General features: G+C 73.1%; 25 protein-coding genes. 13 read left to right on the plus strand and 12 right to left on the minus strand.

All coding sequences use genetic code 11. The annotated features are described in order from the left end of the window. Nucleotides 1–173: 173 nt before the first annotated feature. The 3 genes from ACFWBY_RS31425 to ACFWBY_RS31435 all read left to right on the plus strand — a co-directional run bounded on the left by ACFWBY_RS31425 (nucleotide 174) and on the right by ACFWBY_RS31435 (nucleotide 3,078). Nucleotides 174–1,643 (plus strand): trypsin-like peptidase domain-containing protein, encoded by a 1,470-nt coding sequence (locus ACFWBY_RS31425; RefSeq protein WP_385335516.1) that lies wholly within the window; start codon nucleotides 174–176, stop codon nucleotides 1,641–1,643. Between the two features lie 117 nt (nucleotides 1,644–1,760). Beyond that, nucleotides 1,761–2,207 (plus strand): sec-independent translocase, encoded by a 447-nt coding sequence (locus ACFWBY_RS31430; protein WP_385335518.1) that lies wholly within the window; start codon nucleotides 1,761–1,763, stop codon nucleotides 2,205–2,207. A gap of 157 nt (nucleotides 2,208–2,364) precedes the next feature. Beyond that, complete coding sequence (locus ACFWBY_RS31435) at nucleotides 2,365–3,078, plus strand: hypothetical protein (protein ID WP_385335520.1); 714 nt, start codon at nucleotides 2,365–2,367, stop codon at nucleotides 3,076–3,078. A gap of 77 nt (nucleotides 3,079–3,155) precedes the next feature. Here the strand turns inward: ACFWBY_RS31435 and ACFWBY_RS31440 are convergent, their stop codons facing one another. The 3 genes from ACFWBY_RS31440 to ACFWBY_RS31450 form a co-directional block, all read right to left on the minus strand. Beyond that, nucleotides 3,156–4,271 carry an Mrp/NBP35 family ATP-binding protein gene (locus tag ACFWBY_RS31440; RefSeq protein WP_385335640.1) on the minus strand — a complete coding sequence of 372 codons (1,116 nt, stop codon included), beginning with the start codon at nucleotides 4,269–4,271 and terminating at the stop codon, nucleotides 3,156–3,158. A gap of 96 nt (nucleotides 4,272–4,367) precedes the next feature. Further along, on the minus strand, nucleotides 4,368–4,874 hold the full coding sequence (locus ACFWBY_RS31445) for a DUF1003 domain-containing protein (protein WP_385335642.1): 507 nt from the start codon (nucleotides 4,872–4,874) through the stop codon (nucleotides 4,368–4,370). Nucleotides 4,875–5,055: 181 nt separating this feature from the next. Next, nucleotides 5,056–6,363 carry a magnesium transporter MgtE N-terminal domain-containing protein gene (locus ACFWBY_RS31450; protein ID WP_385335522.1) on the minus strand — a complete coding sequence of 436 codons (1,308 nt, stop codon included), beginning with the start codon at nucleotides 6,361–6,363 and terminating at the stop codon, nucleotides 5,056–5,058. Nucleotides 6,364–6,564: 201 nt separating this feature from the next. Between ACFWBY_RS31450 and ACFWBY_RS31455 the strand changes: the two genes are divergently transcribed. After that, nucleotides 6,565–7,356, plus strand: a complete 792-nt coding sequence (locus ACFWBY_RS31455) for a hypothetical protein (protein ID WP_385335524.1) — start codon at nucleotides 6,565–6,567, stop codon at nucleotides 7,354–7,356. 30 nt (nucleotides 7,357–7,386) lie between these two features. On the opposite strand, the gene ACFWBY_RS31460 is transcribed toward ACFWBY_RS31455, so the two are convergent. Beyond that, complete coding sequence (locus ACFWBY_RS31460; protein WP_385335526.1) at nucleotides 7,387–7,899, minus strand: hypothetical protein; 513 nt, start codon at nucleotides 7,897–7,899, stop codon at nucleotides 7,387–7,389. A gap of 31 nt (nucleotides 7,900–7,930) precedes the next feature. Beyond that, complete coding sequence (locus ACFWBY_RS31465; protein WP_385335528.1) at nucleotides 7,931–9,046, minus strand: magnesium and cobalt transport protein CorA; 1,116 nt, start codon at nucleotides 9,044–9,046, stop codon at nucleotides 7,931–7,933. A gap of 393 nt (nucleotides 9,047–9,439) precedes the next feature. On the opposite strand from ACFWBY_RS31465, the gene ACFWBY_RS31470 reads away from it, so the two are divergent. The 4 genes from ACFWBY_RS31470 to ACFWBY_RS31485 all read left to right on the plus strand — a co-directional run bounded on the left by ACFWBY_RS31470 (nucleotide 9,440) and on the right by ACFWBY_RS31485 (nucleotide 12,391). Continuing rightward, a complete protein-coding gene (locus ACFWBY_RS31470) occupies nucleotides 9,440–10,024 on the plus strand; it encodes a suppressor of fused domain protein (protein WP_385335530.1) in 585 nt (194 codons plus the stop codon). 77 nt (nucleotides 10,025–10,101) lie between these two features. Next, a complete protein-coding gene (locus ACFWBY_RS31475) occupies nucleotides 10,102–10,743 on the plus strand; it encodes a DUF6758 family protein (protein ID WP_385335532.1) in 642 nt (213 codons plus the stop codon). A 108-nt stretch (nucleotides 10,744–10,851) separates the two neighbouring features. Further along, complete coding sequence (locus ACFWBY_RS31480; RefSeq protein ID WP_385335534.1) at nucleotides 10,852–11,718, plus strand: PHP domain-containing protein; 867 nt, start codon at nucleotides 10,852–10,854, stop codon at nucleotides 11,716–11,718. Nucleotides 11,719–11,785: 67 nt separating this feature from the next. Continuing rightward, nucleotides 11,786–12,391, plus strand: coding sequence for a MarC family protein (locus ACFWBY_RS31485; RefSeq protein ID WP_385335536.1), 606 nt, complete (start codon nucleotides 11,786–11,788; stop codon nucleotides 12,389–12,391). A 96-nt stretch (nucleotides 12,392–12,487) separates the two neighbouring features. On the opposite strand, the gene ACFWBY_RS31490 is transcribed toward ACFWBY_RS31485, so the two are convergent. From ACFWBY_RS31490 to ACFWBY_RS31500, 3 genes are all read right to left on the minus strand, one after another. Then, a complete protein-coding gene (locus tag ACFWBY_RS31490; protein WP_204357714.1) occupies nucleotides 12,488–12,640 on the minus strand; it encodes a hypothetical protein in 153 nt (50 codons plus the stop codon). 120 nt (nucleotides 12,641–12,760) lie between these two features. Continuing rightward, nucleotides 12,761–13,642 carry an alpha/beta fold hydrolase gene (locus tag ACFWBY_RS31495; RefSeq protein ID WP_385335539.1) on the minus strand — a complete coding sequence of 294 codons (882 nt, stop codon included), beginning with the start codon at nucleotides 13,640–13,642 and terminating at the stop codon, nucleotides 12,761–12,763. Between the two features lie 121 nt (nucleotides 13,643–13,763). Further along, a complete protein-coding gene (locus ACFWBY_RS31500; RefSeq protein WP_385335541.1) occupies nucleotides 13,764–15,782 on the minus strand; it encodes a DEAD/DEAH box helicase in 2,019 nt (672 codons plus the stop codon). A gap of 482 nt (nucleotides 15,783–16,264) precedes the next feature. Here ACFWBY_RS31500 and ACFWBY_RS31505 point away from each other — a divergent pair, with 482 nt between their 5' ends. After that, on the plus strand, nucleotides 16,265–17,023 hold the full coding sequence (locus tag ACFWBY_RS31505; protein ID WP_385335543.1) for a ferritin-like fold-containing protein: 759 nt from the start codon (nucleotides 16,265–16,267) through the stop codon (nucleotides 17,021–17,023). A gap of 109 nt (nucleotides 17,024–17,132) precedes the next feature. Here the strand turns inward: ACFWBY_RS31505 and ACFWBY_RS31510 are convergent, their stop codons facing one another. The 4 genes from ACFWBY_RS31510 to ACFWBY_RS31525 all read right to left on the minus strand — a co-directional run bounded on the left by ACFWBY_RS31510 (nucleotide 17,133) and on the right by ACFWBY_RS31525 (nucleotide 18,948). Further along, nucleotides 17,133–17,435, minus strand: coding sequence for a hypothetical protein (locus tag ACFWBY_RS31510; RefSeq protein WP_385335545.1), 303 nt, complete (start codon nucleotides 17,433–17,435; stop codon nucleotides 17,133–17,135). 131 nt (nucleotides 17,436–17,566) lie between these two features. Then, nucleotides 17,567–17,794, minus strand: coding sequence for a DUF3107 domain-containing protein (locus ACFWBY_RS31515; protein WP_385335547.1), 228 nt, complete (start codon nucleotides 17,792–17,794; stop codon nucleotides 17,567–17,569). A gap of 131 nt (nucleotides 17,795–17,925) precedes the next feature. Continuing rightward, nucleotides 17,926–18,564 carry a TetR/AcrR family transcriptional regulator gene (locus ACFWBY_RS31520; protein WP_266904787.1) on the minus strand — a complete coding sequence of 213 codons (639 nt, stop codon included), beginning with the start codon at nucleotides 18,562–18,564 and terminating at the stop codon, nucleotides 17,926–17,928. A 168-nt stretch (nucleotides 18,565–18,732) separates the two neighbouring features. Then, complete coding sequence (locus tag ACFWBY_RS31525; protein WP_385335549.1) at nucleotides 18,733–18,948, minus strand: hypothetical protein; 216 nt, start codon at nucleotides 18,946–18,948, stop codon at nucleotides 18,733–18,735. A gap of 123 nt (nucleotides 18,949–19,071) precedes the next feature. Here ACFWBY_RS31525 and ACFWBY_RS31530 point away from each other — a divergent pair, with 123 nt between their 5' ends. The 4 genes from ACFWBY_RS31530 to ACFWBY_RS31545 all read left to right on the plus strand — a co-directional run bounded on the left by ACFWBY_RS31530 (nucleotide 19,072) and on the right by ACFWBY_RS31545 (nucleotide 24,350). Next, entirely contained in the window at nucleotides 19,072–20,085 is a 1,014-nt protein-coding gene (locus tag ACFWBY_RS31530) for an alpha/beta fold hydrolase (RefSeq protein WP_385335551.1), read from the plus strand. 140 nt (nucleotides 20,086–20,225) lie between these two features. Continuing rightward, nucleotides 20,226–21,479, plus strand: coding sequence for a DUF3152 domain-containing protein (locus ACFWBY_RS31535; protein ID WP_385335553.1), 1,254 nt, complete (start codon nucleotides 20,226–20,228; stop codon nucleotides 21,477–21,479). 313 nt (nucleotides 21,480–21,792) lie between these two features. Next, nucleotides 21,793–23,451: a DUF3492 domain-containing protein gene (locus ACFWBY_RS31540; protein ID WP_385335644.1), complete on the plus strand. Its 1,659-nt coding sequence runs from the start codon at nucleotides 21,793–21,795 to the stop codon at nucleotides 23,449–23,451. After that, entirely contained in the window at nucleotides 23,448–24,350 is a 903-nt protein-coding gene (locus ACFWBY_RS31545) for a hypothetical protein (protein WP_385335555.1), read from the plus strand. The genes ACFWBY_RS31540 and ACFWBY_RS31545 overlap by 4 nt, the downstream gene beginning before the upstream one ends. Nucleotides 24,351–24,462: the final 112 nt, after the last annotated feature.

The following is a 24,462-nucleotide window of genomic DNA, read 5'->3' on the forward strand; positions in this document are numbered from 1 at the left end:
TCCCGCGGACCGGCCCCCGGTGATCCGCGAGGACGTCGGGGGCCGTGGCACGCGCCGGGAGTGGGGCAGGCCGTTGTGTGCGCCCCGCCGGTGGGGTGCGGGCGGGACCTGGTTGAATCGGCGGCACATGCCGTCCCGGTGGCCGGCGGAGCCAGGTAGGCGGGGAGCGCCCAATGTCCGACAGTCAGCAGCCCGACCCGGCCCCGGTCCCGGCTGCGGCCCCGGTGCCCCGCTGGTGGAGCCGGCCCGAGGAGCCCGCGGAGGCCCGCGAGGCATCCGTACCGGCCCCGCGCGCCGGATCGGACGCGGACCAGGACAACGGCCGGGACAGCGGCCAGGAGATCCGCCAGGCCGCCCCGGCACCCGTGCCCCTGTGGTGGAGCCGGCCCGACGGGCCCGTCGCACTGCGCGAGGCGCCCGTACCGGCCCCGCGCGCCGCGTCCGGCAAGGACCCCGAGACCGGGCCGACGTACGACCCCTGGGCCGCCGGGCCGCTGCAGACGGTGGACCGGGGCAAGGCCGGACCCCGCCGGATCCGGCTGCGCCGGAGCCTCGCTCTCGGCATCGCGGCGGCTCTCCTCGCCGGCGGCGTCGGCGGCTACCTCGGCGTCCTCGCCGAGCGGCAGGCCGGCACGCGCCTCCAGCTCCCGCAGGCGGCCTCCGCCCCCGACATGGGCCGGGCCCCCGAGAGCGTCGCCGGGATCGCCGCCACCGCGCTGCCCGGCGTGGTCACCCTGCACGTCAAGGGCGCGCAGAGCAGTTCGACGGGCACCGGCTTCGTCCTCGACGGGCAGGGCCACATCCTCACCAACCACCACGTCGTCAACGGCGCCCAGAAGATAACGGTCACCTTCAGTACCGGCGAGAGCGTCGCCGCCGAGCTGGTCGGCGGCGACACCGGCTACGACCTGGCCGTCGTCAAGGTCACCGGCGTCCGGGGCCTGCGCCCCCTCGCGCTCGGCAACTCCGAGAACGTCAAGGTGGGCGACCCGGTCGTGGCCATCGGCGCCCCCTTCGACCTCTCCAACACCGTCACCGCCGGCATCATCAGCGCCACCGGCCGCCCCATCACCGCCGGCGGGGACAAGGGCGACGGCAGCGACGTCAGCTATGTCGACGCGCTCCAGACCGACGCCCCCATCAATCCGGGCAACTCGGGCGGCCCGCTCCTCGACGCCAAGGCCCAGGTCATCGGCATCAACAGCGCCATCCGCGGCGGCGGGGACGGCGCCGACGGCGGCGGCGAGGGGTCGGGGCAGCAGCGCGGCAGCATCGGCCTCGGCTTCGCCATCCCCGTCAACCAGGGCAAGCGCGTCGCCGAGGAGCTCATCCGCACCGGCCACGCCACCCACCCCGTCATCGGCGTCACCCTCGACATGGAGTACTCCGGGGACGGGGCCCGCGTCGGGGACGAGGGCGAGGGCGGCAAGCCGGCCGTCACCGCCGGCGGGCCGGGTGCCCGCGCGGGGATCAAGCCCGGCGACGTGATCACCAAGGTCGACGGCGTGCGCGTACACGGCGGCGACGAGCTCGTCATCAAGATCCGGGCCCACCGGCCGGGCGATCCGCTCACCCTCACCGTGCTGCGCGAGGGCCGGGAGCGCACGCTGGAAGTGGTCCTCGGCTCGGCGAACGGATCGTGACGGGCGGGTGAAAGCAGGGCCGGTCCGGTAATCAGCCGGTCCTGGTGTATTGGCCTGCGGACGCGGCCGGGTACCGTTGGTCCGGCCGGACGTGAAGAGAGCCGAGGAGCGGGCAAGGTGTTCAACGACATAGGCGCACTCGAGCTGGTCACGATCGTGGTGCTCGCCATTCTCATCTTCGGCCCGGACAAGCTGCCCAAGGTCATCCAGGACGTCACGAACGTCATCCGGAAGATCCGCGCGTTCTCGGACAGCGCGAAGCAGGACATCCGCTCCGAACTCGGCCCGGAGTTCAAGGACTTCGAGTTCGAGGATCTGAATCCGAAGAACTTCATCCGCAAGCAGCTGACGGAGAACGAGGACCTCAAGGAGATCCGGAGCAGCTTCGACCTCCGCAAGGAGCTCACGGACGTCACCGACGCGGTGAACGGCAAGGAGCCCGATCCGGCACCGGCCGCCGGCAGCTCCGCCGCGCCGGCGCAGAGCGCCGGACCCGACATGGTGAAGAAGTCCGCCGCCCCGGCGCAGGACCAGCGCGCGCCCTTCGACGCCGACGCGACCTGACGCCACCCGTACCACTCGCGCGCCTGCCTGCCCGGCGATCCGGGGTCGGATGGCTATCCTCCATGAGTCCGGACCCAGGACGCCCGAGCGAGGGGGTCCCCCCAGCGAAGCGAGGGGGAGGGCCGTTCCGGACCCCACGGAACGAGAGGCCGCTCAGATGGAGACGACGAGCAGTAGCCGGGTAGGCGCACAGCCCGCCGAGGCGCCCGCACCCGAGCAGACCGACGCCCAGGGGCATCCACGGCCCCATGAGGCGGCTGCCCCACCGGTCCCGGCCGCGCGCCGGGCCGTGGAGGGCTACCTGCGGGCCGACTTCCCCTGGTACGGGCTGGACGGCGCCTTCACCGGCCCGCGCTGGCTCATGCAGGTCGCCGCCGGCGCCGACGGCAGCGTGGAGCACGGCTCCACCGGCCACGGAGACGAACCCTCCGCCCGGGGCGAGATCGCCACCGGCGAGAAGGAGCGCTTCGCGGTGGTCGTCACCGTCGCCAGCAACCCCCTGCGCCACAGCGGCGACGGCACCGGCGTCCTGGAGGCCACCTCGGTCTCCTCGGCGGCATGGCTGGCCGGCTCCGGCCTGCTGGCCTACAGCTGGCCCGGGCAGATGGACCACAGCCTGCGCGACGACTGGCTCGACCAGCAGACGGAGGCCGCGTGGGAGCTGGCCGACGCGCTCGACGGAGAGGACTGGTCGACGCTGTCCCTTCCGGTGGACGGGGAGCCGACGCCGTTCCACTACCGCGAGTCGGAGTTCGGGTGGGTGCTCGCGGGTTCCACCGGTAGCGGCGTCCACCTGGGCGCGTACGGCCGGGGGATGAGCGCGTACGGGCTCGGCTTCTCGGTGATCGGGGACTTCGGGGCGTACGAGTAGCCGGGACGCGGAAGGGCACCGCTGTTCGCGGTGCCCTTCGCGCTCGCGGCCCCTGCGGGCCGCCTGTGGTGCCCGTGTCAGAACTTGTTGCGCGGGGTGATTCCCAGGGACATGCCCGCCAGGCCCCGGGCGCGGCCGCCCAGCTTGCCCGCGATCGAGCGCAGTGCCGCGCCGGCGGGGGAGTCGGGGTCGGACAGGACGACGGGCTTGCCCTCGTCGCCGCCCTCGCGCAGGCGGACGTCGATCGGGATCGAGCCGAGCACCGGAACCGTCGCGCCGACCGTCTTGGTCAGGCCGTCGGCCACCTTCTGGCCACCGCCCGAGCCGAACACGTCGACCATCTCGTCGCAGTGCGGGCACGGCAGCCCGGACATGTTCTCGACGACGCCGACGATCTTCTGGTGCGTCTGCACGGCGATCGAGCCGGCCCGCTCCGCGACCTCGGCCGCCGCCTGCTGCGGGGTGGTCACGACGAGGATCTCGGCATTGGGCACCAGCTGGGCCACGGAGATCGCGATGTCGCCCGTACCCGGCGGCAGGTCGAGCAGGAGCACGTCCAGGTCGCCCCAGAACACGTCCGCCAGGAACTGCTGGAGGGCCCGGTGCAGCATCGGGCCGCGCCACACCACCGGCGCGTTGCCCGGGGTGAACATGCCGATGGAGATGACCTTCACGCCGTGGGCGGACGGCGGCATGATCATGTTCTCGACCTGGGTGGGGCGGCCCTCCACGCCGAGCATGCGCGGCACGCTGTGGCCGTAGATGTCGGCGTCGACGACGCCGACCTTCAGGCCGTCCGCGGCCATCGCCGCCGCCAGGTTGACGGTGACCGAGGACTTGCCGACACCGCCCTTGCCGGAGGCGACCGCGTAGACGCGGGTCAGCGAGCCGGGCTGGGCGAAGGGGACCTCGCGCTCGGCGGTGCCGCCGCGCAGGGTCGTCGCGAGCTCCTTGCGCTGCTCGTCGCTCATCACGTCCAGCGTGACGGCGACCGAGGTGACGCCCGGGACGCGCTGCACGGCCTCGGTGACGAGATTGGTGATCGTCTCGCGCATGGGGCAGCCCGACACGGTCAGGTACACGGTCACGGCGATCGCGCCGTCGTCCCCGATGTCCACCGATTTGACCATGCCCAGCTCGGTGATCGGCCGGTGGATCTCGGGGTCGTTCACCGTCGCCAGCGCGTCCAGGATCGAGTCCTGCTCGGGTACGGCAGCGGCGTTGGCGGAGCTTGTGTCGGTAGCCATGCCCCGATGGTACGGCGCGGTGGCGGGCCTCGGGAAAGGCCGTCAGCGGTCGCCTTCGTCACTCTCGGCGGGGAATAGCCGCCGCTCGTCCATCTCTTTGATCAGGTCCTGGAACTCCGAGCGGATCCAGTCGCGGGTGGCGACCTCGCCCAGGCCCATCCGCAGGGCCGCGATCTCCCGCGTCAGGTACTCGGTGTCGGCCAGGGAGCGCTCGTTCTGTTTGCGGTCCTGCTCCAGGTTGACCCGGTCCCGGTCGTCCTGCCGGTTCTGCGCGAGCAGGATCAGCGGGGCCGCGTAAGAGGCCTGGAGCGACAGCATCAGCGTCAGGAAGATGAAGGGGTACTCGTCCCACCGCAGGTCGGTCGGCGCGAAGATGTTCCACAGCACCCAGAGGATGATGACGACGGTCATCCAGACGATGAACCGGCCCGTGCCGAGGAACCGCGCCACCCGCTCCGACAGGCGTCCGAAGGCCTCCGGGTCGTATTCGGGCAGCAGCCGCCGGCGCGCCGCGCGCGGCAGGTCCAGCCGCGCGCGCGAGCGCGTCAGCGCGCTCGACCCGGCGAACTGGCCGGCCTTCGCGCGTTCGCCGCGCTCGAACGAGGAACGTTCCGCCCGCTCCGCGGCGGCCTCCGCCAGCCCGAACTCGCGACCCTGGGCACGCGCCTGTTCGCGGCGCTCCCGGATCTGCTCCCGGCGCCGCTCGCGCGCCTGCTCGCCGCGCCCCCGTTCAGTGCCCACGTACGGCCCCTTCCGCGCGCTCGAAGTCCTCGGGGCCCTCGGGGCCCTCGGAGTGGAAGTCCGTCTCCCGCCAGTCGTCCGGCAGCAGGTGGTCCAGGACGTCGTCGACGGTCACCGCACCGAGCAGCGAGCCGCTCTCGTCGACGACGGGCACCGCGACCATGTTGTACGCGGCCAGGTAGCTGGTCACCACCGGCAGCGAGGCGTCCGGGCGCAGCGGCGGCAGCCCGGTGTCCACGATCGAGCTGACCAGTGTGAAGGGCGGATCGCGCAGCAGCCGCTGGAAGTGCACCGTGCCCAGGTACTTGCCCGTCGGGGTCTCGTCCGGCGGCCGGCACACGTACACCTGCGCCGCCAGCGCCGGCGACAGGTCCGCCTGCCGTACGCGGGCCAGCGCGTCGGCGACCGTCGCGTCGGGCCGCAGCACGATCGGCTCCGTGGTCATCAGACCGCCCGCGGTGTTCTCCTCGTACGACATGAGACGCCGCACGTCGGCCGCGTCGTCGGGCTGCATCAGCGTGAGCAGCCGCTCCTTGTCGTCCTCCGGCAGCTCGGACAGCAGGTCGGCGGCGTCGTCCGGGTCCATCGCCTCCAGGACGTCGGCCGCGCGCTCCTCCTTCAGCTTCCCGAGGATCTCCACCTGCTCGTCCTCGGGCAGCTCCTCCATGACGTCCGCGAGCCGGTCGTCGTCGAGGGCGCTGGCCACCTCGGCGCGCCGCTTCGGAGTCAGGTGGTGCAGCACGTTCGCGACGTCGGCCGGGCGCATCTGCTCGAAGGTGGCGACGAGGTTCTCGGCGCCCTGCCCGTGCTCCTCCAGCGAGAAGCCCGTGACCGCGGACCACTCCACGGTCAGGGTCTCGCCGCGGCGGCGCAGCGCTCCCGCCTTGCCCTTGCGCACGAAGATCCGGTCGATCTCCCAGTCGCGGCGGGCCGGCAGCTGCTGGATGGCCACGTCGAGGACGGTGACCTCCTCGCCGTCGGCGACCAGGTTCACGCGCCGGTCCAGCAGTTCGCCGAGGATCAGCCGCTCGGTGGGCCGCTGTTCGAAGCGCCGCATGTTGACGACGCCCGTGGTGATGACCTGGCCGGACTCGACGCCCGTCACCCGGGTCATCGGCAGGAAGATCCGGCGCCGGCTGACGACCTCGACCACGAGACCGAGCAGCCGCGGCGGCCGGCCGCCGACGCGGAGCATCGCGACGAGGTCGCGCACGCGGCCCACCTGGTCGCCGTTGGGGTCGAAGACGGGCACACCCGACAGATGCGAGACGAAGATCCGTGGGGCGCCTGCCGCCATCCGAGCGCCTCCTACGAGCGTGCGTCATCCGTCGATCACCGGTACTGCCGTCCCTCAGGTTAGCCCGTGCCGCGCACAACCTCCTGGTGGGGCCGTCCGCACGGGCGCCCGCGGAGCCCCTGTGCGGGTGCCGCGCGGGGCGCTCCTACGGGCGGGTACGCTGCCAGCTGCTCGTAGAGGACCGACGAGAGGCACCTGCCCGTGACCGCCTATTCCCCCGCCGTACGGCTGCGCCGGGCCGCCGTCGTCGGTGCCCTGTGCGCGGGCTTGGCGATCGCCGCCGCAGGGTGCGGGGCAGACCCCGACGAGGGCACGAACGGCGTCGGCAAGCTGCCCGCCGACCAGATCGAGGACAAGGCCAAGGCGGCCGTCACCGGGGCGAAGTCGGTCCACCTGTCCGGCACCCTCGTCACCGGCGGCAAGTCCTTCGCCCTCGACATGCGGCTCGGCGCCGACGGCGGATCCGGCGAGGTGAAGGCGCCGGACGACACCACCTTCCAGCTGCTGCGGGTGGGCGAGCAGCTGTACGTCAAGGCGGGCGCGGCCTTCTGGGGCCAGTCCGAGGCGGCAGGCAAGCTCGGTGACAAGTTCGTCAAGGTGCCCGAGGGAGACCCCTCGTACAAACAGTTCCGCGGGTTCACCGACATGCACGTCCTGCTGGACGGGCTGCTCGGGCTCGACGGGGCGCTCGCCAAGGGCGACTACACGAAGGTCGGGCACACCCGGGCGGTCCAGGTGACGGCGGACGAGGGCAAGGGCGGCAAGCTCTCCGTCTCCCTGGAGGGCACGCCCTACCCGCTGCTCATGGAACGCGCGGGCGGCGCCGGCCGGGTGGTCCTCGCGGAATGGGGCAAGCCGGTCGAGCTCACCGCGCCCGCGCAGGACCAGACGGTGGACTACGGCTCCCAGCTGCCGACCACCAAGGAGCAGGGGGCGGACTCCACCCAGCCCGCGCCCAAGGGCTCCGGCCAGGGCACCGCCCCGAAGCGCTGACCCCCGGGCCCGACAAGATCGAGAGACGGCCTAGCGGGCCGCCTTCTTCCGCTTGAACAGCAGCTTCGGCAGCCCGGCGGGCTGGGGCCGGCGGGTCGTCGCCGGGGATCCCAGCGGAGCGGCGGCCAGCGAGCCCCCGGGGAGATCGCCCCGCACGGACAGCGGCTCCAGGCGCAGCAGCCGGCACTCCCGCGCCCAACGCTCGGTCATCCGCTCCGAATCGGGCGCGTTGAGCCGCTTGCCCTTGAGTTCGGCCACGGCGGCCTGCCACGGCTCGCTCCCGGGCACGAGCTCGCGTACGGCCGCCGTCCAGGAGACGAGACGGCCCCCCTTGTCCTTGCTGCGCACGGTCACCTCGGCGGCCGCCCCGTCCGCGAGCCCCGGGAAGGGCTGTTCTCCGGGGCCGTCCCCGAGCACGTGCGCCGCGCCGTCCACCCACGCGTGCCACAGGCCGCGGTCGGCCCCGGTGCCGCGGACCCAGATGAGGCCGGACTTCTTGGTGGCCTCCTCGACGAGGGCCAGATCGAGCGCGCTGAGAGTCATGCGCACAGGGTAGCCAGCGGCGCGTGCGCCGCTACAGCCAGCCGTGACGGCGCAGCGCGCGGTGGATGGTGAAACAGCTCCCGGCGATGGCGGCCATCACCATCGGGTAGCCGTAGCGCCAGTGAAGTTCCGGCATGTACTGGAAGTTCATCCCGTACACCCCGCAGATCATCGTCGGCACGGCGATGATCGCCGCCCAAGAGGTGATCTTGCGCATGTCCTCGTTCTGGGCGACGGTCGCCTGCGCCAGGTTGGCCTGGAGGATGGAGTTCAGCAGCTCGTCGAAGCCGACGACCTGCTCGTGGACGCGCGCCAAGTGGTCGGCGACGTCGCGGAAGTACTTCTGGATGTCCGGGTCCACCAGCCGCATCGGCCGCTCGCTGAGCAGCTCCATGGGCCGCAGCAGCGGGGAGACGGCCCGCTTGAACTCCAGGACCTCGCGCTTGAGCTGGTAGATGCGGCCCGCGTCGCCGCCGCGCGCACCGCCTTTGGCCGGGGCGGCGAAGACCTCGCTCTCCACCTCGTCGATGTCGTCCTGGACGGCCGAGGCGACGGCGATGTAGCCGTCGACGACGTGGTCGGCGAGGGAGTGCAGGACGGCGGACGGCCCTCTGGCCAGGAGCGCCGGGTCGCCCTGGAGGCGGTGGCGCAGTCCCCGCAGGGAGCCCTGGCCGCCGTGCCGGACGGTGATGACGAAGTCGGGGCCGGTGAAGCACATCACCTCGCCGGTCTCCACCACCTCGCTGGTCGCGGTGAGTTCGGCGTGCTCGACGTAGTGGATCGTCTTGAAGACGGTGAAGAGGGTGTCGTCGTAGCGCTCCAGCTTCGGCCGCTGGTGCGCGTGCACCGCGTCCTCCACGGCGAGCGGGTGGAGCCCGAACACGGCCGCGATCCCCGCGAACTCGTCCTCGGTCGGCTCGTGCAGGCCGATCCACGCGAAACCGCCGTCCTCGCGGACGTGACGCATCGCCTCACGGGGCGTCAGGCGGTCGCGGCCCAGGGCGCGCCGGCCGTCGCGGTAGACCGCGCAGTCGACCACCGCGCTGTTGGCGGAGGGGTCGCGGGTCGTGTCGTAGCCGGGCTGGACGGGAGTGGACCTGCGCAGCGCCGGACGGACGGCGGCACGGAGATAGGGCAGCATCGACATGGCAGGCTCCTTCGCGCGCACGGCTGCGGACCGTACGGGTGGGAGGTCCTTCCGCGGAGCGCGGTCCGCCGCGGCGGGCAGGCCGGGGCGGGCGGAAGGAGACAGGACGGGAGGACAACGTTCTGCCGTCGCTCTTCGACTGATCCGAGCGTGCGGATCAAAGGGGACGCGGGGCGCCCGTCAGGGAAGTGGAAGAGCGATTGGTACTGCACGATCGACTTCGATCCACCGCAGCCCCACCTCCTCCGGCCGGTCCCCCGTGGGGGACGTCCTGTCGCCGGGGCACTGAAACTTCTCTTCTGAGAGCGTCCCCGACCAACGGTCAACGATATCAGCCGACGGATGGTCAAGACCCGCGCTTTACCCGGCTGATACGAGTTCTATGCTCGTTCCATGGCAGAAATTCTGGCCCTTGTGGAAGCCCGGCTGCGTGGTGCGCTCGGCGAGCCCGACGCCCGCGCCGCCGTCACCTTCCTGGGCACCGACCGCATCGAAGTCCTGCGCTTCACCGACGGTGACCTCGTGCGGTACGCGACCCTCGGCATGTCCGCCCATCCGATGACCGACCCGACGGCGGTGGTCGCCGATCCGGTGCGGGGCCCGCGCGCCGAGCTCGTACTGACCGTCCGCGGCGGTCTCGCGCCCACCGACAAGCTGCTGCGGCCGCTCGCGGTGCTGGCGTCGGCGCCCCAGGTGGAGGGGCTCATCGTGGCCCCCGGGGCTTCGCTGGACGTGGGGGAACCCCTGTGGGACGGGGCGCCGTTCACCTCCGTGCTGGTGGCGGAGCCGGGCGGCCTGGTGGAGGACGTCGAACTGGCGGACCCGATGGACCCGGTCTCCTTCTTCCCCCTCCTGCCGATGACGGCGAACGAGGCGGCGTGGAAGCGGGTGCACGGCGCGGCCGCCCTGCAGGAACGCTGGCTCGCGCGCGGCACGGATCTGCGGGACCCTCTGCGTACGGCAGTCGCACTGGACTGACCGTCCGGCCGCCGTGGCCGCCCGGACGGGTGATCGCGTCTTGACGGGGCGCGCGGCGGGGAGGAGCGTGGCTTCCTATGAGGGGCGAACCGAGTTGCCCGAAGTGCGGTGGCAGGGTCAGGGCGCCCGGCCTCTTCGCCGACTCCTGGCAGTGCGCGGCGCACGGCACCGTGCATCCCCTGCAGCCCGTGATCCCGCCGAGCGTCGAAGGCCTCAGCGTGGTGGTGAACCGGGCGCAGGTGCCGGTCTGGATGCCCTGGCCGCTGCCCGTGGGATGGCTCTTCACCGGGGTGGCGGCGGCCGGTGACGACCGCAGCGGCGGCCGGGGGACCGCGGTGGCCTGCTCCGGTCCCGGCCCGCTGGGCGGCATCGGCGAGCTCGTGCTGATCGCCGAGGAGCTGGGCGTCGGGCTCGGCGCGCGGTTCGCGGGCCTCGACGCCCCCGATCCGGGCCCGTTCATGAACGTCTCCGCACCGCCGCACGCCAAGGTCGTCGCGGCGGGCCGCCCCACACCGCTCTGGCACGTCACCGGAGTCCCCGACGACCGGGCCGTCTTCGCGGGGGAGGCCCGGGGGTTGTGGCTGTGGGCCGTCGTCTGGCCGGAGCAGTCGGGCCTCCTCATGTACGACGAGCTCGTCCTGACCGACCTGCGCGAAGCGGGAGCCGAGGTCGAGCTGCTGCCCTGCGGTGCCCTGAGCCCGCGCATCCTCTCCCCTTGACGCGCCGCTCGCGCGGCTCGCCGCCCAGGTCGATGGGGCCCACGTCGGGACACGCGGGCGGTATCCTGGAGTGTCCCCCGTTCGAACGAACCACCCTGGAGCTCGGCTGTGCGCATCGATCTGCACGCGCACTCCACGGCCTCGGACGGTACGGACACCCCCGCCGAGCTCGTGCGTGCCGCGGCCGCCGATGGGCTCGACGTGGTCGCGCTGACCGACCACGACACGGTCGCCGGCCACCAGGAGGCGATCGGCGCGCTTCCCGAGGGGCTGACCCTCGTCACCGGCGCCGAGCTGAGCTGCCGCCTCGACGGCGTCGGTGTGCACATGCTCGCCTACCTCTTCGATCCCGAGGAGCCGGAGCTGTCCCGCGAGCGGGAGCTCGTGCGCGACGACCGCACTCCGCGCGCGCAGGCCATGGTCGGCAAGCTGCGGGGCCTCGGGGTGGACATCACCTGGGAGCAGGTGGACCGGATCGCCGGCGCGGGTTCCGTCGGGCGTCCGCACATCGCCGCCGCGCTCGTCGAGCTCGGCGTCGTCCCCACCGTCTCCGAAGCCTTCACGCCGCTCTGGCTCGCCGACGGCGGCCGGGCGTACGCCGAGAAGCACGAGCTCGACCCCTTCGACGCGATCCGTCTGGTCAAGGCGGCCGGCGGGGTCACCGTCTTCGCGCACCCCGCCGCCGTCAAGCGCGGCCGGTGCGTCCCCGAGGACGCGCTGGCGGCGCTCGCCGCCGCCGGGCTCGACGGCATCGAGGTCGACCACATGGACCACGACGAAGCCACCCGGGCGCGCCTGCGCGGCCTGGCCGGCGACCTCGGGCTGCTGGCCACCGGGTCCAGCGACTACCACGGCAGCCGCAAGACCTGCCGCCTCGGGGAGTACACGACCGACCCCGAGATCTACGGCGAGATCACACGCCGTGCCACCGGGGCGTTCCCGGTTCCCGGCGCCGGTGGACGCCCGCGCGGCTGACCGCTGCCCGCCGCTCCGCCCCACACCGCCCCCTTTTCGTGACACCCCTCTCCTGCAAGGCATCACTGTGCTCGATTTCGCCGTCTTCGGATCCCTCTTTCTCACGCTTTTTGTGATTATGGACCCGCCGGGGATCACACCGATCTTCCTCGCCCTGACCTCCGGCCGTCCCGCCAAGGTGCAGCGCCGCATGGCCTGGCAGGCCGTCTGCGTCGCCTTCGGCGTCATCGCGGTCTTCGGCCTCTGCGGCCAGCAGATCCTGGACTACCTGCACGTCTCCGTGCCGGCCCTGATGATCGCGGGCGGTCTGCTGCTCCTGCTCATCGCGCTCGACCTGCTGACGGGCAAGGCCGACGAGCCGCAGCAGACCAAGGACGTGAACGTCGCGCTCGTCCCGCTCGGCATGCCGCTGCTCGCCGGGCCGGGCGCGATCGTGTCGGTGATCCTGGCCGTGCAGAAGGCCGACGGCCCCTCCGCCCAGCTGTCCGTCTGGTCCGCGATCGTCGCGATGCACGTCGTGCTGTGGGTGGTGATGCGGTACTCGCTCGTCATCATCCGCGTGATCAAGGACGGCGGCGTCGTCCTCGTGACCCGGCTGGCCGGCATGATGCTGTCCGCGATCGCCGTCCAGCAGATCATCAACGGCGTGCTCCAGGTGATCCGCACTTCCTAGCGCGGTCACGGCACTGGTTCGTCCCGCGCATGCGAACGCCCCCGCACCGGTCCCGGTGCGGGGGCATTCGTGTGTATGGCGGGCGGGCGGCGTTCGTCAGATGGACGCGGTCTCGGCCGGTCGGATCAGGATGCGCTGGCCGATGGCCGCGGCCTGCTGCACGATCCGGTTGACGGAGGCCGCGTCCACGACGGTGCTGTCCACGGCGATCCCGTCGACGTCGTCCAGGCGCAGAATCTCGAAGCGCATGGGGCTTCTCCCTTCGTCAGTGTTTCTCCTTGTACAGGGTTAACGAAGAGCAAGCCCGCAAACATTCCCTACGCTAAGGAAATTTTTTCCTTGCCTAACTACTAACGGGTACCGGAGTCGTCAGACGGCCGTCGGAACCTCGCCGGAAGAGTCCCAGAACCGGATCAGCGCCGCCGCCGTGGCCGCCGGATCCTCGGCGTTCGGGGAGTGCTCCGTCCCCGGGATCACCACCCGCAGCGCCCCCAGCCGCCGTGCCATGTCGTCCATGCACTCCACCGGCCACACCGGGTCCGACGCCCCCGAGAGCACCAGCGTGGCCAGCCCGGGCGCCGCCGCGGTCAGCTCGTCGATCCGGTCCGGCTCGTCGATCAGGGCCCGGCCGGTGGTGATCAGCTGCTCCGGGACCGTCCCCAGCCACCGCGCGCGCAGGAACGCGGCGAGCTCGGCGGAGTCGGGAGCCTGGTCGCGCGGGTCCATGGACCGCATCGCCGCCCAGATGCCCGGCATGTCGTCGCCCATCGCCTCCAGCGCCGAGACCAGCAGCTTCGTACGGGCCCGCTGCTCCTCACAGACCGCACCCGGCCCGCTGCTCAGCAGCGTGAGGCTGGCGTACGGAGCCGGATCGCGCACCACGGCCGCCCGGGTGACGAGCCCGCCCAGCGAGTGCCCGAGCAGGTGCACCGGTCCGGCGCCGAGGGCGGCCGTTTGGGCGAGGACGTCGCGCGCGAGCTCCTCCAGGGCGTACGGGGCCTGCGTGCGCGGGCCGCCGCTCTCGTGCTGGCCGCGCCCGTCGACGGCGACGACCCGGTATCCGGCGGCCGCCAGCGGCGCGAGGAGGCCGATGAAGTCCTCCTTGCTGCCGGTGTAGCCGGGGACCAGCAGGGCCGTGCCGCGGAGCCGCCCGCCGGGAGCGGCCTCGTGCACGGCGAACTCGCCGCGGGCGGTGGTCAGGCGGTACGCGCGGGCCACGGGCGGGAGTATCAGGATCGGCGGCTTGCTCATGTGCCCGAGGTTACCGGCCCGTACAACCGTACGGGCGGTCGTCGAGGGGCCCGCGCGCGGTCCCGGGTACGCCGATGGCCCCGACCCCCGGGAAAGGGGGGTCGGGGCCATCGGCAGGGCGTTACGCCTGCGGGGTCTCCACCGCGACGGCGACCTTGCGGGTCCGGGTGCGCTTCGGCTTGGCCGGAGCCTCCTCGGCGACCGGTGCGGCGGCCTCGGCGACCGGAGCCTCCGGGGCGGCGACGGCGACCTTGCGGGTCCGGGTGCGCTTCGGCTTGACCGGGGCCTCCTCGGCGACCGGTGCGGCGGCCTCGGCGACCACGTCGGCCGTCGGGGCGGCGACGGCGGCCTTGCGGGTCCGGGTGCGCTTCGGCTTGGCCGGAGCCTCCTCGGCGACGACGGCCTCGGCCACCGCCGCCTCGACCACGGCCGCCTGGGCGACGACCTCGGCCACCGGGGCGGGGGCGGCCACGGCCTTGCGGGGCGGGCGGACGGTACGACGTGCCCGGACCGGCTCCACCAACGGGGCCATCTGGAAGTCCGGCTCAGGCTCCGTGACGAACGGCGCCAGGGGAACCAGGCCGGCCGGGGCCGCGGCGGCGACGAAGGTGGCGGCCGGAGCGACCGACCGGGTCCGGCGGCGGCGCGGCTTGCGGGCCTCGTCGGCGCCGGGGGCCGCGGGAACCTCGACGGCGGGGGCGACGACCGGGGCGGCCTGCGCGGCCACCGGGGCCATGACCTCGGCGTCCTGCTCCGAACCACCACGGGTACGGCGGCGCTGGCGCGGCGTACGGGCGGGACGCTCCTCGGCAGCCGGGGCGGCGGCACCGCGGCCGTCACGACCGCCGTCACGACCGCCGTCACGACTGCTGTCACGACTGCTGTCACGACTGCTGTCACGACCATGGTCGCGGCCGCCGTCGCGGCCGCCACGGCCACCGCGGCCGCCGGTTTCGCCCAGGTCTTCCAGGTTCTCGGCCTTCAGGCCGGCCCGCGTGCGCTCGGCGCGCGGCAGGATGCCCTTGGTGCCGGCCGGGATGTTCATCTGCTCGTACAGGTGCGGGGACGTGGAGTACGTCTCCACCGGGTCGTGGAAGTCCAGCTCCAGCGCCTTGTTGATCAGCTGCCAGCGCGGGATGTCGTCCCAGTCGACCAGGGTGACGGCGATGCCCTTCTTGCCCGCGCGGCCCGTGCGGCCCACGCGGTGCAGGAAGGTCTTCTCGTCCTCCGGCGTCTGGTAGTTGATCACGTGGGTGACGCCCTCGACATCGATGCCGCGCGCGGCGACGTCGGTGCAGACGAGCACGTCGACCTTGCCGTTGCGGAAGGCGCGCAGCGCCTGCTCGCGGGCGCCCTGGCCGAGGTCGCCGTGGACGGCGCCGGACGCGAAGCCGCGCTTCTCCAGCTGCTCGGCGATGTCGGCGGCGGTGCGCTTGGTGCGGCAGAAGATCATGGCGAGCCCGCGGCCATCGGCCTGCAGGATGCGGGAGACGAGCTCCGGCTTGTCCATGTTGTGCGCGCGGAAGACGTGCTGCGCGATGTTCGCCACCGTGACGCCCTCGCCCTCCGGCGAGGTGGCGCGGATGTGCGTCGGCTGCGTCATGTACCGGCGGGCCAGGCCGATGACCGCGCCCGGCATGGTCGCCGAGAACAGCATGGTCTGGCGCTTCGGCGGCAGGTAGTTGATGATCTTCTCGACGTCGGGCAGGAAGCCCAGGTCGAGCATCTCGTCGGCCTCGTCCAGGACGAGGGCCTTCACCTTGGACAGGTCGAGCTTCTTCTGTCCGGCCAGGTCGAGCAGGCGGCCCGGGGTGCCGACGATGACGTCGACGCCCTTCTTGAGCGCCTCGACCTGCGGCTCGTACGCGCGGCCGCCGTATATGGCGAGGACGCGGACGTTGCGGACCTTGCCCGCGGTGAGGAGGTCGTTGGTCACCTGGGTGCACAGCTCGCGGGTCGGAACCACCACGAGGGCCTGCGGGGCGTCGGTCAGCTGCTCGGGCTTGGCCCGGCCCGCCTCGACGTCCGCGGGGACGACGACCCGCTCCAGCAGGGGAAGGCCGAAACCGAGCGTCTTGCCGGTACCGGTCTTGGCCTGGCCGATGACGTCCGTGCCGGTGAGGGCGACGGGGAGGGTCATCTCCTGGATCGGGAAGGGGGTCACAATGCCGACGGCCTCGAGGGCTTCGGCCGTCTCGGGAAAGATCCCGAGGTCTCGGAACGTAGTCAGGGTGCTGCCTCTTCTGTGAGACGCGGCGCGAGGCGGCGAGGGGGGTCGTACCGTGCCGGGCTTGCAGGACTGCGCCCGCCCAGATTTCGGGAGGGCCGTGCAAAGCTGCGCGGGACCACGAGCCTTCGCTCAGGCGCTTTATGCCGCTGAGGGGGCCCCTCGCGGGACGCGGTGCGTATGAACGCACGCATCTCGCCGAGGGCGGTCGGGTGGAGCCGATCGGGCCACCGACCGGGCATCCTCATTCGGATGGCCCGCCGAGTGTTCGGCAGGCGCATTACCACTGTACCCCGGAATCTCGCAGCTGTGTCGGGTGAATTCACCAGGTAGGCGCGTTTACGTGGACTGAGCAGGTGGTTCGTGGTGCGTTTCGGCGAGCTATTGTGCGGAGCATGTCGACCGTTGAAAACGCATCGCCCGCCGACGAGAGCGCCCCCTCCGGGGCAGCCGGAATCGCCGCCCAGGACTGGGCCACGGCCTCCGCCTCGCCGCAGTACCGCGCCGCCGTGGTGGACCTCCTCGGGGCGCTCGCGTACGGCGAACTCGCGGCCTTCGAGCGCCTCGCGGAGGACGCGAAACTCGCGCCCACGCTCGGGGACAAGGCCGAGCTCGCGAAGATGGCCTCCGCCGAATTCCACCACTTCGAGCGGCTGCGCGACCGCCTCGCCGCGATCGACGCCGACCCCACCGCCTCCATGGAGCCCTTCGCGAAGGGCGTCGACGACTTTCACCGTCAGACCGCTCCCTCCGACTGGCTGGAGGGCCTGGTCAAGGCCTACGTCGGGGACTCGATCGCCAGCGACTTCTACCGTGAGGTCGCCACCCACCTGGACACGGACACCCGCGGACTGGTCGTGAGCGTGCTCGACGACACCGGCCACGGCGGCTTCGCCGTCGAGAAGGTGCGCGCCGCGATCGAGGCCGACCCGCGCTGCGGCGGCCGGCTCGCGCTGTGGGCCCGCCGGCTGATGGGCGAGGCGCTCTCGCAGGCGCAGCGCGTGGTCGCCGAGCGCGACGCGCTCTCCACCATGCTGGTCGGCGGCGTCGACGGCATGGCGGCCGGCTTCGACCTCGCCGCCGTCGGCGAGATGTTCGCCCGGATCACCAAGGCGCACACCAAGCGCATGGCGGCCCTGGGCCTCGCGGCGTAGCGCCGCCCCCGCACATGCGTCGGCCCCCGCGCGGGATCTTTACGCGCGGGGGCCGACGCATGTCGTGCCGAGTCGTCAGGGGGCCGGTCAGGCCGCTCAGCGGCGCCGCTCAGCCCCGCGTCGGAACCGAAAACGGACCCCGGGGGGACGGCCTCCCGATGCGCTGGGCAGGCCGTAGCAGCAGCGACAGGACCACCGCGGAGACCAGGACGCCGCCGATGAACGTCGCGAGCAGGGTGTTGTGTCCCGGGCCCAGCGAGGTGTGCGTCAGATAGGCCCCGAAGAGCGCTCCCGACACCCCGCTCACCAGCACCGTCCGTGCCGAGGGCAGCCGCCGGGCGAAGTACCGCACGGCCGCTCCGGACAGGGCCAGGCCCAGGAGAGCGGAGCCGAGCGCCTCGATCAGCAGCATGCGGGTTCCTCTCAAAGTGACAGGGGCGTACCGGGGTGTTGTCCCACTGCGGTCCTACCCGAAGCGGAGGGCACGGAAACGGCCCGGCGGAGTCATCCACCGGGCCGTTCCGACGATCTGCGGTGCGCTTCTCAGAGCGCTCCGAAACCGACCTTGCGCACGTTGGGCTCGCCCAGGTCGACGTACGACAGGCGGTCGGACGGCACGAGGACCTTGCGGCCCTTGATGTCCGTGAGGGTGAGCAGCGGCGCCGAGCCGGACAGGGCGGCGGTGACGATGCTCTCCAGCTCCTCGGCACTCAGGTCGCTCTCGAGCACGATCTCCCGGGGTGCGTGCTGCACGCCGATCTTGACCTCCACGGCCTTGTCCCTCCGACGGTCCGGTTCGCGCGATCAGCCGCGCCGTTACCCGGTCCACATTAGCCCGGAGAGGCGACGTGTCCGCCGCGCGGCGGAAACGCTCGCAGCGAACAGCCCCCGGTCAGCGCGGCTCAGACGTCCGTCGGGTGCAGCGGGAACCCGGCGATTCCGCGCCACGCCAGGGAGGTCAGCAGCCCCACCGCGGTGTCGCGCGCGACCGGGCTCTCGCTGGAGAGCCAGTATCGGGCCACGACCTGCGACACCCCGCCCAGACCCACGGCCAGCAGCATCGACTCGTCCTTCGACAGGCCCGTGTCCTCGGCGATGACGTCGGAGATGGCCTCGGCGCACTGGAGCGAGACGCGGTCCACGCGCTCGCGCACCGCCGGCTCGTTCGTCAGGTCCGACTCGAAGACCAGCCGGAAGGCGCCGCCCTCGTCCTCGACGTAGGCGAAGTAGGCGTCCATGGTCGCGGCGACGCGCATCTTGTTGTCGCTCGTCGACGCCAGCGCGGTGCGCACGGCGAGCAGGAGTGCCTCGCAGTGCTGGTCGAGCAGCGCCAGGTAGAGGTCGAGCTTCCCCGGGAAGTGCTGGTACAGCACCGGCTTGCTGACCCCGGCGCGCTCGGCGATGTCGTCCATCGCCGCGGCGTGGTAACCCTGCGCGACGAACACCTCCTGGGCCGCGCCCAGGAGCTGGTTGCGCCGGGCCCGGCGCGGAAGTCGCGTGCCCCGCGGACGCGCTGCCTCGGTCTGCTCGATGGCTGTCACGCCGCCTCCCACTTTCTTTAGAACACAGTGCGCCTTACGCCGCGCCCGCCATCGTACTTTTCGGTAACCGAATCTGGAGGGTCCAAGCCGACTTTTCTCGCGGTACGGACCGCCGGTTACCCCCGGAGACGCTGGTCAGCGGTGGCCCGGCGCCGGCCCGACGGCGCTTCAGCGGTAGTCCTCCTCGTCCAGGGCCACCACCCGGGCCTGCTCCACGGCGTCCCCGTCGGCGGCTCCGTCGACGTCCACCTCGGTCAGCGGGTCGTCCTCGCGCGGGTTCAACTCCGCGTGCTGCTCCGCCGCGTCCGCCTCGGGAGCCTCCGGGTCGAGGGATTCCGGCTGCTCTGCCTGGAAGGTTTCCGGTTCCGCAGGGTCGACGGTCATGGGACTCCCCTTTCCGTACTTATGAGCCTAGGAGGATCGCGGATACCCCGCTAGGCGGCCCGATAAGCGCGTGTGACGGCGAACACAAGAGGAGCGGCGTGATCGTCTCGTAACATTGCCCCCATGTCTTCGACCGAGCTGCCGGGTGTACGGTCCACCGCCGCGTCGTCTTCCCAGGTGGGAGTGGTGCGGGTGGCCGAAGGGGAGCAGCTGCGCACCGACCGGCTGCCCGGGCTGGAAATGCACGTACGGGTCCGCCCGCCGGTGCGCGCCGGCCTGCCGGCCGCTCTTTTCGTCCACGGGCTCGGCGGGTCCTCGCAGAACTGGTCCGCCCTCATGGCCCAGCTCGCCGACTCCGTCGACGGCGAGGCGCTCGACCTGCCCGGATTCGGCTGGTCCCCGCCGCCCGCCGACCGGGACTACTCCGTGACCGGTCTCGCGCGCTCCGTCATCCGCCACCTCGACGCCGCCGGGCGCGGGCCGGTGCACCTGTTCGGGAACTCCCTCGGCGGAGCGGTCTCCACGCGGGTCGCGGCCGGCCGGCCGGACCTGGTGCGCACGCTGACGCTGGTGTCCCCGGCCCTGCCCGAGCTGCGCGTGCAGAGGACGGCCGTGCCGACCGCGCTGCTCGCCGTACCCGGCGTGGCCGGGCTCCTCGACCGCCTCACCCGCAAAATGAGCGCCGAGCAGCGCACCCGGGGGGTGACGGCCCTCTGCTACGGAGACCCCTCGCGGGTGACGTCCGAGGCCTTCGCGGCCGCCGTCGAGGAGATGGAGCGCCGGCTCGCGCTCCCGTACTTCTGGGACGCCATGACCCGTTCCTCGCGCGGCATCGTCGACGCCTACACCCTCGGCGGACAGCACGGGCTGTGGCGCCAGGCGCAGCGGGTTCTCGCTCCGACGCTCCTGGTCTACGGTGGCCGGGACCAACTGGTCTCGTACCGTATGGCGCGCAAGGCCGCGGCGGCCTTCCGCCACTCGCGGCTGGTGTGCCTGCCCGAGGCCGGGCACGTGGCGATGATGGAGTACCCCGAGGTGGTCGCGGCCGCCTTCCGGGAGCTGCTGGAGGATGCCGGTGACGTGCGCGGCACCGAGCCGGTACCGGACGTGGACACCGACGAAGACGGCAAGGGCTGAGGACCGTGGGACGACATAGTCGCAAGGAGCCGGCGCCGGCTCCAGGCCCCGGTCATCCGCGACCGGACGCGCGGACGGCCGCGGCTCCGGGCGCCGCCGCCCCCGCGTGGGCCGAACCCGCCGTCACCCATCAGGGGTACGTGCCATCGCCCCGACCCGAGCCGGTGACCGGCGCGCGCGGCGGACACCCGGAGCAGTACGAGCCCGGCGGCGGCTGGGGCGCCGGCGGGTACGCCCCGTGGCCGGTGCGCGAGAGCGACACCCCGGCCTTCGGCACCCCGGCAGTCGGCTTCCCGCAGGTCACCCTGGAACCGCAGGTCACCGCCACGGGCTCGCACCGCCGGATCTCCGTGGCCGAGGACGCCCGCACCGCCACCGGTTCGCACCGCCGGATCCCGGTGCCCGGCCCCGGCGGGGCTTTCGCCCCGGCCGACCCGGTCACCTCGACGGGGTCCCACCGCCGGATCCCCGGGCCCCGTCAGCCGCTCTCCCCGGCCCCCGCCACTGTCGCCGCCCCAACCCCAGCCCCGGCCCCCGCCGCCGTTCCGGAGCCGCGCTCCGGCCGGGGCGTGAAGGTCCGCACCTACACCGGCATGGCCGCCGCGGCCGTCACCACCGTGCTCGCCGTCGTCGTCGCGGGCCAGGCGATCTCCGAGGACGACGGCGGCAAGACCGCCGCGCGCGCCTCCGACGACGCCAACAGGCACTCCGCCCAGGGGAACTCCGCCGTCTCCCGCTCCGACGGCCGCCCGACGCCGCAGGCCTCCGGAGCGGTCCAGGCCGCGCCGGAACTTTCGTACGAGCAGAAGATGGCGCAGCAGCTCCCCATCGACGAGAAGGCCAAGGGGTCGGGGGTCTTCGACACCGTGCCCGGGCTGGCGCCGGCGACCGGCAAGGGCCGCAAGGTCCGCTACCGCGTCGACGTCGAGCAAGGGCTCGGCCTGGACCCGCAGCTGTTCGCCGAGGCCGTCCACCGCACCCTGAGCGACGACCGCAGCTGGGGGCACGGCGGTGCGATGACCTTCGAGCGGGTGCCGGGCGGCGAGGCCGACTTCGTGATCACGCTCGCCAGTCCCGGGACCACCGGAGTCTGGTGCGCGAAGTCAGGGCTGGACACCACCGTCGACAACGTCTCCTGCGACTCCGCTTCGACCGACCGCGTGATGATCAACGCGTACCGCTGGGCTCAGGGCTCGGCGACGTTCGGCGCGGACGAGATGTTCGCCTACCGGCAGATGCTGATCAACCACGAAGTCGGCCACCGGCTCGGACACGGGCACGCGAACTGCCGGACACCGGGCGCGCTCGCGCCGATCATGCAGCAGCAGACGAAGTCCCTGAACATCAACGACATCCAGTGCAAGCCCAACCCCTGGGTGTTCCCCGGTAGTTGACCGATCCTCCCGGCGGTGCGCAGGGGCGGCCGCCGTCCCGGCGGGGATCCGGCGTCCGGCGCCGAGCGCCGAACCGGCCGGCGCCCGCTCGACGCACCCGGTTCCGACAGGGCGCTCGCGGGCTCCTGGCGGCTTCCCCCAGTCTTAGCGTGCTCGAACGCGAACCGTACGGGAAAGTTACGACTCTTCACCCCTTCCGGTGGCGCGGCGGACAACCGTCCGCCGCGCCTTCGGCATATCCGCTTGAGTTCGTACCCGGCGGGTCGCCGGACCTACGGAGACCGCCTGCAACGGGAGATCGGGGGTGCCACTCGTGCGGATCGGACTGCTGACGGAAGGTGGTTATCCGTATGCGACGGGAGAGGCCAGGCTGTGGTGCGACCGGCTGGTGCGCGGACTCCCGCAGCACGAGTTCGAGCTCTACGCCCTGAGCCGCAGCGCCGGACAGGAGGAGGGCGGCCGGGTGCCGCTCCCCGCCCACGTCACCCGCGTCAGCACCGCCCCGCTGTGGGCGCCGGCCGATGACGGGCGCAGCTACGGGCGCCGCGAGCGCCGCCGCTTCACCGCCGCCTTCACCGAACTGGTCCGGGGGATCTGCGGGGCCGACGCCGGGCGGTTCGCCGACGGGTTGTACGGTCTGGCCGAACTCGCCTGGGACCAGGGCGGGTTGTGCGCGGCGCTGCGTTCCGAGACGGCCGTGCGGGCCGTGGAGTCCGCCTGTCGGGCCCCGGGTGCGAGCAGGACCGTACAGCGGGCGCAGGTGGCGGACCTGCTCGAGTTCGTCGACGAACTCGAGCGACTGCTGCGGCCGTTGTCCCTGGACTGGTACGAGGGCCTGCGCGAGGTCGACGTCTGCCACGCGGCGGCCGGCGGAGTGGCGGCGCTGCCCGGACTGCTGGCCAAACGCTTCTTCGGAGTGCCGCTCCTCGTCACCGAGTACGGCGTCCAGCTCCGGGCCCACTACCTGGAGCACTCCTCGCAGGACGAGCGTCCGGCCGTACGGGCCCTGCTCGCCGCCTTCCACACCCGGCTGGCCGGCGAGATCTACACCGAGGCCGATCTGCTCACCCCCGGCAACGCCCACGCCCGGCGCTGGCAGGAGCGCTGCGGAGCCTCGCGCGAGCGGCTGCGCACCGTCTACCCCGGGATGGAGGCGGACCGATTCGCCGCCGTCGGCGAGGACCCGGCCTCCGGGGACCCCGACACGCTCGTGTGGGTGGGCCGGATCGAGCCCGCCAAGGACCTGATCGCCCTGCTCCACGCCTTCGTCGACGTGCGCAAGGCCGCTCCGCGCACCCGGCTGCGCGTCTTCTCGACGGCCGTCGCCGCGGGGGCGACGGCCGTCCAGTACCTCGCGGACTGCCGCTCGCTCGCCGCGCAGCTCTTCCCCGACGAGGCCGCCGACGCCCACGCGGTCGGCGAGAGCCCGGTCACCTTCGAGGAGATCGGCGGACCCGAGGCCCCCACCCCGGCCGACGCGTACGGCGCCGGGCGGGTGGTGGTGCTCTCCTCCGTCATCGAAGGCTTCCCCGTCGCCCTGGCCGAGGCCATGTTCTGCGGCCGGGCCACCGTGTCCACCGACGTCGGCGCCGTCTGCGAGGTGATCGGCGGGACCGGGCTCGTGGTGCCACCGCGCAATCCGCGCGCGCTCGCCGAAGCCTGCGTCGCGCTGCTGGGGGACCCCGAGCGGGCCCAGCGGCTCGGGGCGGCCGCCCGGGCGCGGGCCATGGAGCTCTTCACCGTCGAGCAGAACGTCACCGCCTTCAACGAGTCCTACCTGTGGCTGCTCGCCCGGGGCCCCGCCCGCCCCGACGGGGCCGACGCCGCAGTGCCGTTCGCGCAGCCCCCGGAGGCCAGGGTCCCCGGCCACTGGGCCACCCCCACGTGGGCCGCCGTCCAGACCTCGGCGGCCGTCGCGTCGGCCACGGGCCCGGGCGCCGGACCCGTCGCGAGTCCGGAGGCCGCCGTATGACGTCCCCGCCCCTGGACGAAGCCGTTCCCGCCGGCCCCGCGCCGCACCGCCGGGTCGGCGTGGATCCCGTCAAAGCACTGCTGCACCGCCACCGTGAACTCTGCGAGCGCGCCGTGGATCCGCTGGAGATCGCCGCCGGGCTGGAGGCGCACGGCATCACCGACCGCACCGCCGCCCGGTTCCGCCACCGGGACGTCTTCTCCCTCGCGGAGGAGCTCTACGCCCGGACCCCCCGCGCGCAGAGCCCGCCCGCCCCGCACACCGGGATCGCGGTCGGCCCCGAGGCGGTACGGGGCTTCGGCTACGCCCTGCTGCCCGGGGCCCTCGCCCTCGGCGCGGCCGGCGCCGCGATGCCCTGGGCCGGAGCCGCCGCGGTGCTCGCCACCGTGGCCGCCCTCGGACGGCCGGGCCGGGCCGCCGGGGGCCGCTTCCCGGCCCCGGTGTACCTGCTCGCCGCGGCCGCCCTCGGCTGGGCCGTCCACCGGAACGGGACCCCGCTCGGGCTCGCCCTGGCCGTGGCCGTCGCCCCCGCGCACCTGGCAGGCGCCGTTTTCGCGGCCCGCGCGCGGCGCCGGCTGGCCGGGAGCAGGGCCCTGGAGGACTTCGCCGACGGGGTGCGGCCGCTGCTCTTCGGCACGCTCGCGCTGTTCACCGCCGCCGCCGCGGGAGCGGCCGCGCTGACCGGTGCGCCGCTGCCGGTGGCCGTACCGCTCGCCGTGCTGCTGTTCCTGACCCGGCTGCTGCTCGGCCACGGCGCCCCGCGCGGAGCGCTCGCCGCGTCACTGGCCCTCGGCCTCGCCCTGCTCCCGTTCCCGGCGGCTCCGTTCGCCGCCGCCGCGGGACTCCTCGTACCCGCCGCCCTCGCGCTCTCGCGGGCCTCCGCGCACGCGCGGCCCTGAGCCGCTCGGGCCCGGCGGAAGCGGACACCGAAGTACCAGACCCCCCGTACCGACCCACCAGCAAGGAGAAACAGGACATGACCGGCCAGCCAACCAACCAAGGGGCCGCGCG

The sequence above is a fragment of the Streptomyces sp. NPDC060049 genome (assembly GCF_042736715.1).
GTDB lineage: Bacteria > Actinomycetota > Actinomycetes > Streptomycetales > Streptomycetaceae > Streptomyces.

Excerpts from the sequence above, each read along its gene's own strand:
- ACFWBY_RS31475 (WP_385335532.1), top strand. The coding sequence starts at position 10,102 with ATGAGGGGCGAACCGAGTTGCCCGAAGTGCGGTGGCAGGGTCAGGGCG.
- ACFWBY_RS31530 (WP_385335551.1), top strand. The coding sequence starts at position 19,072 with ATGTCTTCGACCGAGCTGCCGGGTGTACGGTCCACCGCCGCGTCGTCT.
- ACFWBY_RS31470 (WP_385335530.1), top strand. The coding sequence starts at position 9,440 with ATGGCAGAAATTCTGGCCCTTGTGGAAGCCCGGCTGCGTGGTGCGCTC.
- ACFWBY_RS31495 (WP_385335539.1), bottom strand. The coding sequence starts at position 13,642 with ATGAGCAAGCCGCCGATCCTGATACTCCCGCCCGTGGCCCGCGCGTAC.
- ACFWBY_RS31510 (WP_385335545.1), bottom strand. The coding sequence starts at position 17,435 with ATGCTGCTGATCGAGGCGCTCGGCTCCGCTCTCCTGGGCCTGGCCCTG.
- ACFWBY_RS31465 (WP_385335528.1), bottom strand. The coding sequence starts at position 9,046 with ATGTCGATGCTGCCCTATCTCCGTGCCGCCGTCCGTCCGGCGCTGCGC.
- ACFWBY_RS31500 (WP_385335541.1), bottom strand. The coding sequence starts at position 15,782 with ATGACCCTCCCCGTCGCCCTCACCGGCACGGACGTCATCGGCCAGGCC.
- ACFWBY_RS31460 (WP_385335526.1), bottom strand. The coding sequence starts at position 7,899 with ATGACTCTCAGCGCGCTCGATCTGGCCCTCGTCGAGGAGGCCACCAAG.
- ACFWBY_RS31435 (WP_385335520.1), top strand. The coding sequence starts at position 2,365 with ATGGAGACGACGAGCAGTAGCCGGGTAGGCGCACAGCCCGCCGAGGCG.
- ACFWBY_RS31450 (WP_385335522.1), bottom strand. The coding sequence starts at position 6,363 with ATGGCGGCAGGCGCCCCACGGATCTTCGTCTCGCATCTGTCGGGTGTG.
- ACFWBY_RS31525 (WP_385335549.1), bottom strand. The coding sequence starts at position 18,948 with ATGACCGTCGACCCTGCGGAACCGGAAACCTTCCAGGCAGAGCAGCCG.
- ACFWBY_RS31425 (WP_385335516.1), top strand. The coding sequence starts at position 174 with ATGTCCGACAGTCAGCAGCCCGACCCGGCCCCGGTCCCGGCTGCGGCC.
- ACFWBY_RS31545 (WP_385335555.1), top strand. The coding sequence starts at position 23,448 with ATGACGTCCCCGCCCCTGGACGAAGCCGTTCCCGCCGGCCCCGCGCCG.
- ACFWBY_RS31490 (WP_204357714.1), bottom strand. The coding sequence starts at position 12,640 with ATGCGCTTCGAGATTCTGCGCCTGGACGACGTCGACGGGATCGCCGTG.
- ACFWBY_RS31505 (WP_385335543.1), top strand. The coding sequence starts at position 16,265 with ATGTCGACCGTTGAAAACGCATCGCCCGCCGACGAGAGCGCCCCCTCC.